The organism is Nonomuraea sp. NPDC003214 (genome assembly GCF_053590035.1).
Map to the genome: position 1 here is coordinate 432,741 of NZ_JBSFSX010000006.1, position 15,213 is coordinate 447,953.

General features: G+C 73.3%; 14 protein-coding genes. 10 read left to right on the forward strand and 4 right to left on the reverse strand.

Annotated elements, in window-relative coordinates; translation table 11 throughout:
• Nucleotides 1-10: 10 nt before the first annotated feature.
• A complete protein-coding gene (locus ACWDXC_RS21105) occupies nucleotides 11-589 on the reverse strand; it encodes a TetR/AcrR family transcriptional regulator (RefSeq protein WP_364179208.1) in 579 nt (192 codons plus the stop codon).
• 109 nt (nucleotides 590-698) lie between these two features.
• Between ACWDXC_RS21105 and ACWDXC_RS21110 the strand changes: the two genes are divergently transcribed.
• The 3 genes from ACWDXC_RS21110 to ACWDXC_RS21120 all read left to right on the forward strand — a co-directional run bounded on the left by ACWDXC_RS21110 (nucleotide 699) and on the right by ACWDXC_RS21120 (nucleotide 3,660).
• Nucleotides 699-1,487, forward strand: a complete 789-nt coding sequence (locus ACWDXC_RS21110; RefSeq protein WP_449984408.1) for an SDR family NAD(P)-dependent oxidoreductase — start codon at nucleotides 699-701, stop codon at nucleotides 1,485-1,487.
• A gap of 87 nt (nucleotides 1,488-1,574) precedes the next feature.
• The gene (locus tag ACWDXC_RS21115; RefSeq protein ID WP_449984411.1) at nucleotides 1,575-2,696 is read left to right on the forward strand and encodes an MBL fold metallo-hydrolase; all 1,122 of its coding nucleotides are present in this window, start codon (nucleotides 1,575-1,577) and stop codon (nucleotides 2,694-2,696) included.
• Between the two features lie 49 nt (nucleotides 2,697-2,745).
• Nucleotides 2,746-3,660, forward strand: coding sequence for a pirin family protein (locus ACWDXC_RS21120; RefSeq protein WP_357588373.1), 915 nt, complete (start codon nucleotides 2,746-2,748; stop codon nucleotides 3,658-3,660).
• Nucleotides 3,661-3,692: 32 nt separating this feature from the next.
• On the opposite strand, the gene ACWDXC_RS21125 is transcribed toward ACWDXC_RS21120, so the two are convergent.
• A complete protein-coding gene (locus ACWDXC_RS21125) occupies nucleotides 3,693-4,640 on the reverse strand; it encodes a TIGR01777 family oxidoreductase (protein ID WP_449984414.1) in 948 nt (315 codons plus the stop codon).
• 155 nt (nucleotides 4,641-4,795) lie between these two features.
• Between ACWDXC_RS21125 and ACWDXC_RS21130 the strand changes: the two genes are divergently transcribed.
• From ACWDXC_RS21130 to ACWDXC_RS21145, 4 genes are all read left to right on the forward strand, one after another.
• Entirely contained in the window at nucleotides 4,796-5,386 is a 591-nt protein-coding gene (locus tag ACWDXC_RS21130; protein ID WP_449984417.1) for a hypothetical protein, read from the forward strand.
• Nucleotides 5,387-5,696: 310 nt separating this feature from the next.
• Nucleotides 5,697-5,897, forward strand: coding sequence for a hypothetical protein (locus ACWDXC_RS21135; RefSeq protein ID WP_449984419.1), 201 nt, complete (start codon nucleotides 5,697-5,699; stop codon nucleotides 5,895-5,897).
• 520 nt (nucleotides 5,898-6,417) lie between these two features.
• Complete coding sequence (locus tag ACWDXC_RS21140; protein WP_449984422.1) at nucleotides 6,418-6,642, forward strand: hypothetical protein; 225 nt, start codon at nucleotides 6,418-6,420, stop codon at nucleotides 6,640-6,642.
• A gap of 402 nt (nucleotides 6,643-7,044) precedes the next feature.
• Complete coding sequence (locus ACWDXC_RS21145; RefSeq protein ID WP_449984425.1) at nucleotides 7,045-7,461, forward strand: hypothetical protein; 417 nt, start codon at nucleotides 7,045-7,047, stop codon at nucleotides 7,459-7,461.
• A gap of 364 nt (nucleotides 7,462-7,825) precedes the next feature.
• Here ACWDXC_RS21145 and ACWDXC_RS21150 read toward each other — a convergent pair whose 3' ends face one another.
• Entirely contained in the window at nucleotides 7,826-8,824 is a 999-nt protein-coding gene (locus tag ACWDXC_RS21150; protein WP_449984427.1) for a coiled-coil domain-containing protein, read from the reverse strand.
• 216 nt (nucleotides 8,825-9,040) lie between these two features.
• Here ACWDXC_RS21150 and ACWDXC_RS21155 point away from each other — a divergent pair, with 216 nt between their 5' ends.
• The 3 genes from ACWDXC_RS21155 to ACWDXC_RS21165 all read left to right on the forward strand — a co-directional run bounded on the left by ACWDXC_RS21155 (nucleotide 9,041) and on the right by ACWDXC_RS21165 (nucleotide 13,426).
• Nucleotides 9,041-9,865: a helix-turn-helix domain-containing protein gene (locus ACWDXC_RS21155; RefSeq protein ID WP_449984430.1), complete on the forward strand. Its 825-nt coding sequence runs from the start codon at nucleotides 9,041-9,043 to the stop codon at nucleotides 9,863-9,865.
• 73 nt (nucleotides 9,866-9,938) lie between these two features.
• Nucleotides 9,939-11,690: an ABC transporter ATP-binding protein gene (locus tag ACWDXC_RS21160; RefSeq protein ID WP_449984433.1), complete on the forward strand. Its 1,752-nt coding sequence runs from the start codon at nucleotides 9,939-9,941 to the stop codon at nucleotides 11,688-11,690.
• On the forward strand, nucleotides 11,687-13,426 hold the full coding sequence (locus tag ACWDXC_RS21165; protein ID WP_449984436.1) for an ABC transporter ATP-binding protein: 1,740 nt from the start codon (nucleotides 11,687-11,689) through the stop codon (nucleotides 13,424-13,426). The genes ACWDXC_RS21160 and ACWDXC_RS21165 overlap by 4 nt, the downstream gene beginning before the upstream one ends.
• 37 nt (nucleotides 13,427-13,463) lie before the next feature.
• Here the strand turns inward: ACWDXC_RS21165 and ACWDXC_RS21170 are convergent, their stop codons facing one another.
• Complete coding sequence (locus ACWDXC_RS21170) at nucleotides 13,464-15,116, reverse strand: protein kinase domain-containing protein (protein ID WP_449984438.1); 1,653 nt, start codon at nucleotides 15,114-15,116, stop codon at nucleotides 13,464-13,466.
• Nucleotides 15,117-15,213: the final 97 nt, after the last annotated feature.

Below are 15,213 nucleotides of genomic sequence, written 5' to 3' on the forward strand. Positions count from 1 at the left end.
CCGGCGGTGATCAGCCCGCGTCGCTGAGCCGCTCCGCGCCGACGCCCCTGAGCAGGGTGTCGACCAGGCGGGTGGCCAGGGCGTCGGGCTCGCCGGGGCTCTGCGCGGCCTCGTGGATGAGCGCGTAGTAGACGCGCCTGGCCCAGTCGAGGTCCACGTCGCCGCGCAGCACCCCGGCCGCCTGCGCCCGGCGGAACAGCTCGGCGCAGCTCTCCTCCACCTCGGCGTGGACGCGGGCGACCTCGGGCCCGGCCGTGGCGGCGCGGCTCATGGCGAAGCCCCAGTCGATCTTCACCCGGAGCACGTTGGCGGTGGCCTGGTAGAGCGCGACCAGGGGCGGCGTGGTCTGCGGTCCGGCCGCGGCGACGGCCTCGGCGAAGCGCCGGGTGGCCCACTCGGTCATGGCCTCGACCAGCGCCTCGCGGGAGGCGAAGCGCCGGTGCACGGTGGTGCGGGCGACGCCGGCCGCCTCGGCGATCTGCTCCATGCTGGCCGACGGGTTGCGGCTGAGGACGCGCTCGGCGGCCTCCAGGATCGTGCGTACGGTCCGCTCGGCGTCTGACCGGCGGGCCCGGGTTCCCTGGCTCACACGTCACGAGGATACAGCACCGTACCGCTTTGCCGCAGAGTTGCGTCATCGGTGTTGCAGGTTCTATGGTCTACGCATCGAGCTTGTCGCAACTACGAAGGGCTTCATCATGGACCTGCGACTCACCGGGAAGACCGCCGTCGTCACCGGAGCCGGCCGGGGCATCGGGCTGGCCATCGTCCGCACGCTGCGCGAGGAGGGCATGCGCGTCGTGGCCGGAGCCAGGACGATCACCCCCGAGCTGATCGCCACCGGCGCGACCGGCGTCAGCGTGGACCTGTCCACCCCCGCCGGACCCGGCGAGCTGGTCGAGCGGGCGCTGGCCGAGCTGGGCGAGATCGACCTGCTGGTCAACAACGTGGGCGGCGGCGACGGCGGCGAGGGCCAGACCGGCGGCTTCCTCGGCTTCACCGAGGAGCAGTGGCGGCTCACCCACGACCTCAACTTCCTCAGCGCCGTGCGCGCCACCCGGGCCGCGCTGCCCAGCCTGCTGCGCGGGAGCGGCGCCGTCGTGAACGTCTCCTCCAACGGCGCCCGCATGCCGCACGCCGGCCCGGTCCCCTACACGACCGCCAAGGCCGCGCTCACCGCCTGGAGCAAGGCGCTGGCCGAGGAGTTCGGGCCGCAGGGGGTGCGGGTCAACACCGTCTCGCCCGGCCCGGTGCTGACCGCCATGTGGGAGGCGCCCGACGGCTACGGCGCGGCGCTGGCGGGCGCGTTCGGCCTGCCGCACGAGCAGCTGCTGGCCGGGCTGCCCGGCACGATGGGCATGACGACCGGCAGGTTCGTCACGCCCGACGAGGTCGCCTCGCTGGTGGCGTACCTGGCCTCGCCGCTCGCCGCGAGCGTCAGCGGCGCCGACTACGTCGTCGACGGCGGCGCGACGAAGACCGTCTGACGCCGCGAAACGGCGTCCGTCCCCGGGAACACCGGCGGCCCCGCGATCAGTTGAGCTGGTGTACCGGAATTCAGGGGAGAGTGAGCGATGGCAGGTTTTCGGACGGCACGACGCATCCTGGTGGGGGGCGCGGCGCTCGCCGCCGCGGGATGGGCGCTCCGGGACGTGCCCGCCGAGCTGGGCGTGCGCCCGCTGACGTCCGGCCCGGAACGGGCGGCGCGGATCCGGCGCTCACCGCAGTTCAGGGACGGCGCGTTCGTCAACACCATGCCCGAGGGCACCGCGATGATCACCACGCCGCCGGTGGGGCTGCTCGGCGAGCTGGCCAAGGACAAGGAGCTGCGCCGGCCGCCCGGCCGGATCCCGGTGCGGATCCCGCCCGCCGACGCGCCGCCCGCCGACGGCGTGCGGGCCGTCTGGTACGGCCACGCGTCCACGCTGGTCGAGATCGAGGGGCGGCGGGTGCTGTTCGACCCGGTGTGGAGCAGGCGGCCGTCGCCGACGCGGCTCGTCGGCCCCAAGCGCCACCACGAGCCGCCCGTGGGGCTCGGCGCGCTGCCCCAGGTCGACGCCGTGGTCATCTCCCACGACCACTACGACCACCTCGACCTGGCGACCGTGCGCACGCTGATCCGCACGCAGAAGGCGCCGTTCCTGGTGCCGCTCGGCATCGGCGCCCACCTGGAGCGCTGGGGCGTGCCCGCGTACCGGATCGTCGAGCTCGACTGGGACGAGGAGGCCGTGGTCGGCGGGCTGCGGTTCGTCGCGACGGCGGCCCGCCACTTCTCCGGCCGGACGTTCTCCCGCAACGACACCCTGTGGGGCTCCTGGGTCGTGGCCGGGGCGACCAAGCGGGTCTTCTACGCGGGCGACTCCGGCTACTTCGAGGGCTACAAGGGCATCGGGGCGGCGCACGGGCCGTTCGACCTGACGCTCATGCCGATCGGCGCCTACAGCCCGGCCTGGCCCGACGTGCACATGAACCCGGAGGAGGCGGTCAACGCCCACCTCGACCTGGGCGGGCGGCTGATGCTGCCCGTGCACTGGGCGACGTTCACGCTGGCGCTGCACCCCTGGTCGGAGCCGGTGGACCGGCTGTGGCGCGAGGCCAAGGCGCGTGACGTGCGGATCGTGGTGCCCCGTCCCGGCGAGGCCGTCGACACCGCCGCCGCCCCGGCCGTCGACGGGTGGTGGGAGACGCTCGGCTGAGCAGCCGTGCGGTCCACGGTTGTGCAGCCCGCGGCCGTACAGTCTCAGGATGAGCAACCTTGAGACGGACCCGCGCGAGATCCGCTGCGCCGCCGACGGCGGGGGCGAGGAGCTGCTGGAGGGGCGGTCCGTGCCGCTGGGCGGGCCGCGGGCGATGGCGGTGAGCCGCACGCTGCCCGGCGTGCGGCGGCGGCTCATCGGCGCCTGGTGCTTCGCCGACGCCTACGGTCCCGAGGTGACGCGGATGCGGGTGCCGCCGCACCCGCACACCGGCCTGCAGACGGTGAGCTGGCTGCTGGCGGGCCGGGTGCTGCACCGCGACAGCCTCGGCAGCCTGCGCGAGGTACGGCCCGGGCAGCTCAACCTGATGACGGCCGGGCGCGGCATCTCGCACTCGGAGGAGTCGCCGCACGAGACGCTGCACGGGGTGCAGCTCTGGGTGGCGCTGCCCGGGACCGACCGGCGGACGGCGCCGGCCTTCGAGCACCACGCCGCGCTGCCGGAGCTGACGGGCGACGGCTTCTCGGCGACCGTGTTCATGGGGGCGCTGGGCGGGGCCGTCTCCCCCGCCACGGTCTTCAGCCCGCTCGTGGGCGCGCAGGCGGCGGTCGACGGGACGGCCGAGCTGCCGCTGGATCCGGCGTTCGAGCACGGGCTGCTGCTGCTCGACGGCGAGGTCGAGCCGCTGCGCGCGGGCCCGCTGCGCTACCTGCCGCCGGGACGTGACCGCGTACGGCTGAGCGGGCGCGGGCGGGTGCTGCTGATCGGCGGCGAGCCGTTCGGCGAGGAGATCGTCATGTGGTGGAACTTCGTCGGCCGCGACCACGACGAGATCGTGGCCTTCCGCGAGGAGTGGGCGTCGGGCGACGGGTTCGGCGTCGTCGAGGGCTTCGACGGCCCGCCGCTGCCCGCCCCCGCCCTGCCCGGCACCCGGCTCCGCCCCCGCGGCCGGGTCCGCGAATGACCTCGGCCGGGGCGGGGCGTCCGGTCGGGCCGCTAGCGGGCGCCGGTGCGTGAGCGGCGGACGAGGTCGCGGGCGGCCTGCGGCCACTGGCCGAAGTCGAACGTGAAACCGGCGTCGAGCAGCCGTCCGGGGACGACCCGGCGGCTCTTCAGCAGCAGCTCGGTGTCCGAGCGCATCGCGAGCGCGCCGAGCTCGGCCATCCACCGCGTCGCGGGCAGCCCCACCGGGACGCCCTTCGCCCGGCGCAGCTCCCGCATGAACGCGCGCTGCGGCAGCGGGTCGGGGGCGGCGAGGTTCACCGGCCCGGCCAGGTCGTCGCGCCCGGCCAGGAACTCGACGGCGCGGGCGAAGTCGCGCTCGTGGATCCACGACACGTACTGGGCGCCGCCCGCGATCGCCCCGCCGAGGCCGAGCCGCGCCATCCGCAGCAGGACGTCGAACACGCCGCCGCGGTCGGGGCTCATCACCATGGCGGTGCGCAGGGCGACCTTGCGGGTGCCCGGCGTGCCGGCCCGCTCCTGCTCCCGCTCCCACGCCTTGGCGATCTCCACGCTGTAGGCCCAGTAGCGCGGGACGCCGGGCTCGCCGCCGCCGATCACGCCGGTCGCCTCGTCGTTGGCCGCGTCGAAGCGGTGGGCGTAGACGGTGGCGGTGCTCATCTGCAGCCACACCCGGGGCGGCCGCGCGGCGGCGGCGATCGCCTCGCCCACCACCCGGGTGGAGCGCACCCGCGACCGCATCATGGCGCTCAGCGTTTCAGGCGTGTAGCGGCAGTTGACGCTCCGGCCGGCCAGGTTGACCACGAGGTCGCTGCCGTCGATCTCGGCCGTCCACGGCCCCGGCGTCTCGCCGTCCCAGTGAACCTCACCCTCGCGCGCCGGCCGCCGGGTCAGGACCACGACGTCGTGGCCCGAGCCGGTCAGCGCCCGCCTGAGGATCGCACCCACCTGCCCGGTGCCGCCGGGTATGACAACCTTCATCAGGCTCCCCCCTAGATGCCGGGACTGAGCCTAGACGCTCTCCCTCCCGGGGCACCCGGCGCCCCGGGCGAACAGGACCTCTCCCCCGGGCCGGCGCCGGCAGTATATTGATCTTCCCGGCGCGTGGATCGCCCCGCCGAGAAAGGTCGTGCGCGTTGCAGAACGTCCTGGCACAACTCCCCGCACTCATCGGCGTTCTGCTGGGCGCGATCGGAACGTACGGCGTCACCGCACTCACCGAACGCACGAGGTGGAAACGACAGCTTGCCACGCGATGGGACGAGCGGCGCGTGATCGCCTACATGGAGTACGCGCACGCCGTCAAGAAAACCATTTCCATCTGCATGAAGCTGGCATCCCAGCGAGGCGTGGGCGCGGAACTGAACTTTCTCGCCCCGGAATACTCGAAATCGGATCTGGCGGCGGCGGAGGAAGAGCGAACCATAAGCTGGGAGGCCGTGCTTCTGTTCGGGAGCGACGAGGCCATCGTCGCCGGAAGAAAGTGGCACGAAGCTGTTTTCCGGCTGGAATTGATCGCCGACGGGCAGGAGGCGGACCTCACCTGGGATCTCGCCGTCCAGGCGACCAGCCGGGCGCGCGGAGAATTCTATCGAGTGGTCAAGCGCGAGATCGGCATGCGGGAGGCGGGGGCGCCCGGAACCTACGAGTGGCAGCTCAGCTCTTTCGCGCGCAAGCTCCCGGCGCACGAAACCCAGCCCGAACTGAAGCGCTCAGGTGATGCGTAACCCTCCTTACCGGTTGCGGCCGAAACCACGGTGAACGACGACGCGTGCACCGGTCTCACTGCCGGTGCACCGCAGTCTCGGCGGGCCGGACGCCAGTCACGACGGCTTGTGCGGCGTCGCGATCGGGCTGCCGCGTCCAGCTCATCGTCGGGGCGCCGGGTGAGCGAGGAGGTCCCTTCGCGAAAGGGCGGCCGGGTCCCCCTGCCGGCCCCTCTCGAAGCATGATCGTCGAAGCGCGACCGGAGTGCTAGCTGTACTGCCCACAGAGGTTGAGTACGGGCGACACGAAGTCGATGATCTTGTGAATGGGGTGAAGGCCTTCGGTTTGGTGTGGATTTCGACATCTGCACGCCAGCCGGAAAGGCCCTCATGGCCCACCGTAACACTGCGCCTGGCCCGCTGTGTCGTCGAGGACGGCCTGCACATCACGGTCTTCCAGGAGCTGAGCACCCTTGAGGAACGCGCGTCGCACGACGGCTTCGGCACGGACGCCGGCCGCTCGGGCGACTAGTCAGCGTATGAGGGGGCGCGATCACCGCGAGCTCGTCGCCGTGCGGGCAGCCGACCTTCAGGACGTCGGTGTAGTCGGCCTTCGGCTGCCAGAGGTCCGGAGGTCGAGCTGGACCGTGGTGGGATTTGGTCTTGCGGGCGAGACCGTGTATCTCCACGCCCACACGCGGTCGCCGACGTAGACCTTGCGCCTGCCCCGCTCGATGAACTCGCCACCTCCGCTGGCTTCGACGAGCTGCTGCCGGTTGTAAGCCATCTGGTTCTCGAGTGCTCCTTCTGCGCGAGGAGCTGTCCTCCGTACTCGCCGGTCGTGGGCGGCTGTTCGTCGATGTAGTACGCGTGCCGTAGCACTACAGGCGTCGGCTGGCCGCCTGGTCCTGGGACTGGCGGATCGGATTGCGGGACCGCTATCGGCAGCGATCCGACTTCGGCATTACCGGTGCTCAATGCCGGGATACGGCTTGCTGGATTAGGATCAATCGCACAGGTCGGGCAGTGGCCGTACCTGGAAGGCAGGCAGCATGGCACGTCGTCCCCGCTTTACGGACCAGGAACCTGGCCTGGTCGTGCTCGGCGCGGCCACCTTCGTGACGATCTTGTTCGTGGGGACTGCCGTCACCGACTACTTTGTCGAGGGCCCGCAGAGCATTACGGCGGATTATCTGATGGGACGGGGCCTGGTGCTGGGCGCTACGTGGCTGATCGCGCTGATGATCGTCGGCTTCATCCACCGTCCTGGAAGATGATGGCGGCCTATCTGACCGTCTCGTTCTTCGGCTCGCGCGTACGTGGTGGAGGCTTCACCCCGAAATTGGACACCGGTGGTTATGCGGCGAACAGCGTGGGGCTGAGGTAGTCCAGGGTGAAGTTTCTCCTGCGGGTGTTGTAGCGGGTGATATTCGAAGACCGCCAGGCGGGCGGCCTGGGCGGTGGGCCAATGCCGCCCAGCGGTCCCGTCGCCTGCGCTTGACGCACCCAGTTACGAAAGGTTTCCCGGCGCACGGCGGCCAAGCGGGCGAAGTCTTGCACGCACGTCCGAAGTTGTCCGACTCCGTCCGACGTCCTGTTGGACATCGCTGCCGCAGCCTTTTACTGGCGACTCAGTCCACTGGGCTGAAGTGTCCAGTCGTCACGAAGAGGAGCCATTCATGAACATCCGCCGGCGAATCATGGCCGCTACGATCGCCGCAAACGTCCTGTCCTTCACGGGCCTTGCCGCACCCGTCTCTCACGCATCCACTTCCCACGCCCAGGCGTCACCTGTCGAGTGCCACCTCCGCGGCTGGGAGGCCGTCAGATGGGCGCGTTATCTGACCGGCTGGCTCTGCCTGCTGAAGCTGCCGGGCGGCTCGGATGTCTATTCGGGCTGGGTGTTCGGCGTTCCCGAAGGCACAGAGGTATATCTCGAGTGGCCAGACATCAACGCACGAGTCGGTCGTCCAGGCTGGGTTCAGCCAGGCGGAACCGCCGCTCAAACCAGCGCCGAGACCAAAGGGTGGAGGGAGCTCTGGGCATGCGCCGAAACGAAGCAACCTCCCGGCTACCTCTGCACACAGACGATTTGAGCCGTACCCGCCAGCCGGACAACGCGAACCAGTGTCTGAAAGCCCCCCAACCACGAGCCCAGGCCCTGTCATGACGTGTCACCTCGCGTCGAGCATCAGCACACCTCTGAGCCGGCCCGCGCCCTTGGGGACCTCCGGCTCAGAGGGTTGCTCACCGACCTCGAGATGTCGCTGCGACCAATCCGCGTGCAGCCCTGGCCGGCCACAGTGAACCCACACCCTTCGCAGGTGATGTCCGGGCGTCATGGCCGAGGACCGGCCCGCCCGGAAGGCCACAGGCGTGCTGCTCTCGGTCCGGTGGGCCGAGGAACCGGAACAAGCCCCTACGTAGAGGACGATCCGCCTGGTAGGGCGACCTTGTGCGTCAGTAGACCGATATGTGCGGGTGGTCGTAGTGGTTGGCGGTGGCGCCGCCCCGGTCGGACATGTAGCGCCACGCCCCGGTGCGGACGTGCCAGATGCGCTGGCGGTAGATGATGTACATGATGCCGAGCCTCTTGGCGTTCTTGATCGCCCAGGCGGAGATGTCGTGGCCGCGCTGGATCTCGGCGGCCGACGGCATGGCGCCGCCCCGGCTGAGCATGAAGTCGCAGGCCCGGCCCAGCGGGTGCTCGCCGCCGTCCTGGATCGCCCGGTAGCAGCCGATCCCGAACGGCACCTCGAAGCGCTTGGCGATGAGCGTCTTGACCAGCCGCATCCGGGGGGTGATGTTGTCCGGCCCGCCGGGGAGCTGCGGGAGCCAGGTGCCGTCGCCGCGGCGGCCGGGCGCCTTGTGGAGCTGGTCGATCTTGTCCCGGATGCGCTCGATCTGCTTCTCGGCCTTCTCCCGCTTCCCGGCGAGGTCGCCGACGGTGGCCGACAGCTCCTCGGCGCGGGCCTCGGCCTCCTTCTGGGCGTTCAGGTGCCGGTCGCGCACCTGGGTGTAGCCGCTCAGCCTGGCCTGCTGCTGGGCGATCAGGTGGTCGCGCAGCGCCAGCCGGTTCAGCAGGTCGGCCGGGTCCTCCTCCTCGGCGACCATCGTGAGCTCGTTGCGCCTGCCACTCATGAACTCGGCGACGGCCATCGTCCGCAGGTAGGTGGACTCGCGGTCGAGGATCTCCTGGGCGGCCTCCAGCTTCTCGCGGGCGGCCTTCTCGGCCTTCTCCACCCGTTGCAGCTCGCGGCGGCCGTGGTAGTAGTCCTCGATCATCCGGTCGGAGTCCTTGCGCAGCGCGGCGAGCTCCTTCTCCAGGCTCTTGACCGTCGGCTTCGGGTCGGCGCCCGCGGTGCCGGGGACGATGAGCAGGGCCGCCACGACGGCGAGGACCGCCGTACGGGAACCGAGCGAGCCGCGCCGCCGTCCGGCGGGGGACGCAACCGCCACGCTTCTCCTTTGCCCGATCCGCAGGGCGGAATCCGGTCAGGACGTAAATCAGGCCGGGGGTGCCCTCTATCGAGGCAAGATAGTAGGGGATCCTCCTGCGTGCCCGGCAATTGACGGATTCGGCAGGGGTCGAGGCCGCCTGCTCGATAACGGGTGCCCGAAGATACTGTCGGGGTATGTACGAAAATCGTCCTGCTAGATCATCCGGTCCCCGCCGTGGTCGTGCGCGCTGAGCAGGGCGGCGGCTGGGAGGTCGTCCGGGGGCTCGGTCCCGGCGGCGTGGAGCTCGTCGGCTACCGTGACCGCGCCGGGCGGGGCCTGGACATGCCGGTGCTGCCGCAGCCGGGGCTGACGATCGTGCTCGTGCTCGACGGGGAGCTGCGGATCGAGCGGTCCGGCCCGGTGACGGCCGGGATCGTCAGCGGGGTGGGGGTCAATTCGGTACGGGTCCACGGCCGCGACGTGGCCTGCGTGGACGTCCACCTGTCCCCGCTGGCCGCGTACTCCGTGCTGGACGGGGCGGTCGCCGAGCTGGCCGGCACCGTCGCCGGGTTCGAGGACCTGTGGGGCGCCGAGGCGCGGCGGCTCCGCGCGGCGCTCGCGGGCGCGGGGCGGTGGGAGGAGCGGTTCGCCGAGCTGCGCGCGGCGCTCGCCGGGCGGATGCACGCGGGCCGGTCCGTCGACCCGGAGGTGGCCTTCGTCTGGCGCGGGCTGGTGGCCAGCGGCGGGCGGCGCCGCACGAGCGACCTGGCGGCCGAGACGGGGTGGAGCCGCAAGCGGCTGTGGTCGCGGTTCAAGGCCCAGATCGGGGTGACGCCCAAGCGGGCGGCGATGATCGTGCGCCTGTCCCCCGCGATCGACGCGATCATGGCGGGGACCGCGCCCGCCGAGGTCGCCGCCCGGTACGGCTACGCCGACCAGCCCCACCTCACCCGCGACCTGCGCGAGCTGGCCGGGTACACGCCCGCGTCGCTTCATCGCGCCTGGGCCGGGGGTCAGGCGGCACCTGGGGGAACATTCGTTCAAGACGCCGCCGGGTAGGCCGCGCCAGGGTCGTGGACATGGTTCACGAACACCCTCACGAACACATGCGAGAGCACCCGCGGGTCGCGTCATGAGCGGGCAGGCCGACGACACCGAGCACCGGGAGGCCGTGCGGGCGCTGCGGGAGCTGCGCCGTCCCGTCGCCGGGCGCGTCCGGCCGGCGTGCGTGCTCGCCGGGCTGGGCGCGCTGGCCGGGCTGGCCCCGTACGCGGGGCTGGCCGAGCTGGCGGGCGCGCTGCTGGCCACGCCGCCGGACCGGGACCGGGTGGTCCTGGTGGCGGCGCTGATCGTCCTCGGGCTGCTGCTGCGCGGCGCGTTCATGAGCGCGGCGCTGACGATCACGCACGTGGCCGACGTGCGGCTGCAGGCGGTCCTGCGCCGCCGGATGATCGCCCACCTCGGCCGGGTGCCGCTCGGCTGGTTCTCCCGCAACTCCTCCGGGACGCTGCGCAAGACCGCGATGAGCGACGTCGACGCGCTGCACCAGCTCGTCGCCCACCAGGCCGTCGAGACCACCGCCGCGATCGTCACGCCGCTCGGCGCGCTCGCCTACCTGCTGGTCCTGGACTGGCGGCTGGCCCTGCTCGCGGTGGCGACGGTGCCGCTGTTCGCCGGCGCGTACGCGTACATGGAACGCGGTTCCAACGACGTCATGCGCAGGATCGACGAGAGCAACGCGAAGCTGGGCTCCGCCGTGGTCGAGTTCGTCTCGGGCATCGCGGTGGTCAAGGCGTTCGGCCGGGCCGGCCGGGCGCACGCCGCCTACCGGCGGGCCGCCGAGGAGTACACGGAGTTCTTCGCCGCCTGGGTCCGGCCGATGGACCGGATCGAGGCGCTGGCGGGGCTGGCGGTGTCCGCGCCGGTGGTCGGACTGGTCGCCGTCGCCGGGAGCGCGTGGTTCACCGGCGCGGGCTGGGTGACGCCGGGCGAGGCGCTGGCCTGCGTGCTGCTGGCCTTCGTGATCCCGATCGCGATCGAGCCGCTCGGCTTCGCCTCGCTGAGCCGCCGCTCCGCCGCGGCCGCCGCGCTGCGCATCCAGCGGCTGCTGGAGGTCGCGCCGCTGCCGGCGCCCGCGTCGCCGCGCCGCCCGGCCGGCCACCGGGTCGAGTACGACGACGTGCGGTTCGCCTACGACGAGCACGACGTCCTGGCCGGGGTGAGCTTCACCTGCGAGCCGGGCACGGTCACGGCGCTCGTCGGCCCGTCCGGCTCCGGGAAGTCCACGCTGGCCACGCTGCTGCCCCGCTTCCACGACGTCACCGGCGGCGCGGTCCGCGTCGGCGGCGTGGACGTACGGGAGATCGACCCGGCCGAGCTCTACCGTCACATCGGCTTCGTGCTGCAGGACGTGCGGCTGCTGGGCGGCTCGATCCGCGACAACGTCGCGCTCGGGCGGCCCGAGGCGACGGACGCCGAGATCCACGACGCCTGCCGGGCGGCGCAGATCCACGACCGGATCCTCGCGCTCCCCCGCGGCTACGACTCCGTCGCCGGCCACGACGCCCACCTGTCCGGCGGCGAGGCGCAGCGGGTCGGCATCGCCCGCGCGCTGCTGGCCGACACGCCCGTGCTGGTGCTCGACGAGGCCACCGCGTTCGCCGACCCGGAGTCGGAGGCGGCGATCCAGGACGCGCTGTCCCGCCTGGCCGGCGGCCGGACGGTGCTGGTGATCGCGCACCGGCTCGCCACCGTCGCCGGCGCCGACCGGATCGTCGTCCTGGACCGGGGCCGCGTCGCCGAGACGGGCACCCACGCCGAACTGCTCGCCTCGGGCGGGCCCTACAGCCGCATGTGGGCGGCGCACGAGGAGGTCGCGGCATGATCGCCGATCTGAGGCTGCTGCTCGGCCCGGACCGGGCCCGCGTCCTGACCGGCTACCTGGCCTGGACCGTCGTCTACGGCCTGCTCAGCGGCGTCGCCGCGGCGCTGCTCGTACCGGTGGTCGAGGACCTCGCCGCCGGCGACCGCGACGCGCTCGGCCCGCACCTGCTGGCGCTCGCGGCCGTCACCGCCGTGGCCGCCGCCGTCCGGTACGCGCAGACCGTACGGGGGTCGGCCGCCGCGCTGCACACCATGTCGGCCATGCACCGGCGGCTCGGCGACCACCTGGTGAGCCTGCCGCTCGGCTGGTTCGACGCCGGGCGCACCGGGCGGCTGACCCGCGTGGCCACCGACGGCACCATGATGATCACCGGGATCTTCGCGCACCTGCTGGCGCCCCTGGTCATCGCCGTCGCCTCGCCCGCCGCCGTGACCGTCGCCCTGTTCTGGTACGACTGGCGGCTCGGGCTCGCCGCCGCGCTGTCCGTCCCGGTCCTGGCGCCGGCGTTCCGCTTCGCCGCCGCGAGCCTGTCGCGCGGGGAGGCGCGCAACCACGCCGCCGACGTCGAGGCGGCCACCCGGGTCATCGAGTTCGGCAGGGACCAGCGGGTGCTGCGCGCCTTCGGCCGCGGCGCGCACGGCTACCGTCCGCTGGAGGAGGCGATCGAGGAGCAGCGGCGCACCCGCCGCCGCACCCTGGCCCAGGGAGTGGCGGGGCTGACCGTGGGCGGGCTCGCGGTGCAGCTCGCCGTGACGGCGCTGCTGCTGGTGTGCGTGTGGCTCGCGCTCGACGGGGCCGTCACGCCCGCCGCCGCGGTCGCGCTCATCGCGCTCGCGTTCCGCTTCGCCGGCCCGCTCGCCGACGCCGTCGAGTACGCGGGCGCGATCCGGATCGCCGGGAACGACCTGCGCCGCCTCACCGACGTGCTGCGCGAGCCTGCCGTGCCGGAGCCGGCCGTCTCGGCGCCCCTGCCGCGGCCCGGGCGGATCGAGCTCGACGGCGTCACGTTCGGCTACCGGCCGGGGACGCCGGTGCTGCGCGACTTCTCGCTCACCGTGCCGGCCGGCTCGGTGGCCGCGCTGGTCGGGCCGTCCGGCTCCGGCAAGACGACCGTCATCCGGCTCATCAGCCGGTTCTGGGACGCCGGGCAGGGCACGGTCCGCGTCGGCGGGGCCGACGTGCGCGAGCTGCGCACCGAGGACCTGGTTGGGCAGCTCGCGCTCGTCTTCCAGGACGTCTACCTGTTCGACGACACGCTGGAGGCCAACATCCGGCTCGGCCGGCCGGAGGCCACCGGCGAGGAGCTGGCCGAGGCGGCCCGGCTCGCGGGCGTGGACGAGATCGTCGCCCGGCTCCCGGACGGCTGGCGTACCCGGGTCGGGGAGGGCGGCGTGTCGCTGTCCGGCGGCGAGCGCCAGCGCGTCTCGATCGCGCGGGCGCTGCTCAAGCGGGCGCCGATCGTGCTGCTGGACGAGGCCACGGCCGCGCTCGACGCCGAGAACGAGCGCTTCCTGCGGCGTTCGGTCCGCGAGCTGGCCCGGCACAGCACGGTGCTGCTCGTCGCGCACCGGCTGGGCAACGTCGTCGACGCCGACCAGATCGCCGTCGTCGAGGGCGGGCGCGTGACCGAGACCGGGACGCACGACTCCCTCGTGGCCGCCGGTGGGCCCTACAGCAGGCTCTGGCAGGCGCAGCGCGGCGGGCGGGGCTGGCGGCTCACCGCCGCCCCGTCCTGACCACCGCGCCTCCCGGCGCTCCTGCCCGAGGGGGGCGTCAGGCGTCCGGCGGCCTGTTCCGGCGGGTTCTGCGGACGGCGAGGCACCGGCCGAGGAGCACCGAGCCGGGGACGAGGACGACGCCGAACAGGCTGGTGCCGAGCCCCAGGCCGACGTCGGCGTCGAGCAGCCCGTCGCCCTTGCCGCCGAGGACGGGCACGTCCACCGACACCTTGACCGACACCGAGACCAGCGGCTCCTTGCTCTTGGCCGGCGGCCGGGTGCTGGGAGGGGGCGGCGGGGCGCTGGTGGCGGGCGGGTCCGGACGCTCGGTGCCGGGCCCGGGTTCGGGCTTGGGCCGCTCGTGCTCGTCGGGCTCGGCGGGGCCCGCCGTGCCGGTCGGAGCGGGGGCCGTGGTGGGGGTCTTGGTGGGCGCTTCGGTGGGTGCGCCGGTGTGCGCGTCGGTGGGCGCCGGGTCGCCGGGGCCGGCGTCGCGGGTGGGGCGGTGCGGATCGGGCGTGCGGGCGGGCGGGACCGTGGGGCCGAACGTCGCCGCGCGGGCAGGGTCGCGGGCAGGGTCGCGGGCGGGTGGCGTGCCGGGCTGGGCGGTGAAGCGGACCGGGGGCGTCATCCAGCCGGACGCCGTGGGCTCCGGGCTGCCCGTACCGGGTACGGGCGCGGGCTGCGACGTGGCGGGCGGGGACGCGTACCGGGGGCCGGGTGTCTCGTTCCAGATGAGGAAGACGGAGACCACCGCCACCGCGGTCGCCAGCACGAGGCCGCCGGTCACGGCGAGGCGGGAGGCGGGCGCGAGCCCGGCCGGGAACGGGAGGGCGCCCGCGCCGGGGGCCGGCTGCGGGGTGCGCAGGGTGAGGAACGGCACGGTGAGCGCGCCCAGCCGGGAGCGGCCCCGCGCCTCCCACCGCGAGCCGTAGGCGGCCGACGCGACGCGGTCCAGCTCGGCCAGGAACGCCTCGGCCGAGCCGGGCCGCTCGGCCGGGTCCTTGGCCAGCCCGTACAGGACCAGGCCGCGGACCGGCTCGTCGACCGCGCCCAGGTCGGGGACGGCGTGCCGGTGCTGGTGGGCGAGGGCGGCGACGTTGTCGCCGGTGAACGGGCGGCGGCCGGTGAGGCACTCGTAGAACACCGCCGCCGCCGCGTACACGTCGGAGCGCGGCCCGGCCGGGGTGTCGTCCCACCGCTCGGGCGCCATGTAGGGCGGGGTGCCGGCCGGCGGGCCCGCCTCGCCGGTGCGGGCGGCCACGCCGAAGTCGACCAGCTTGCTGCCGCCGTCGTCGGTGACGATGACGTTCTCGGGCTTGAAGTCGCGGTGCACGATGCCGTGGCGGTGCGCCTCGGCCAGGCCGAGCAGCGCGCCCTTGAGCACGGCGAGCGCGGCCTCGGGGCCGGTGCCGCCCTCCTGCCCGAGCAGGCGGCGCAGCGGGACGCCGTCGACGAGCTCCATCACGATGGCGGCGCCGGCCTCGTCCTCCACGTAGTCGAGCAGGCGGGCGATGTGCGGGCTGTCGAGTTCGGCGATCACCCGCGCCTCGGCGCGGAAGCGCGCGGCGAAGACGGGGTCCTCGCGTAACCGGTCCGACAGGTGCTTGACGGCGACGGCCGTCCCGTCGGAGTCGCGCACGGCCAGCGTCACGTGCCCGGTGCCGCCGCGCCCGAGTTCCCGGATCTCGGTGTAGCCGGGAACCTCCATGACGGAACCTCCGCGTTCGAGGGGGAAAGATCCTTCTGCGGGGGACGCTAGCCTATCGTCACAGCCTGTGTCGAGAGGTTCCGAATTTGTAACCATG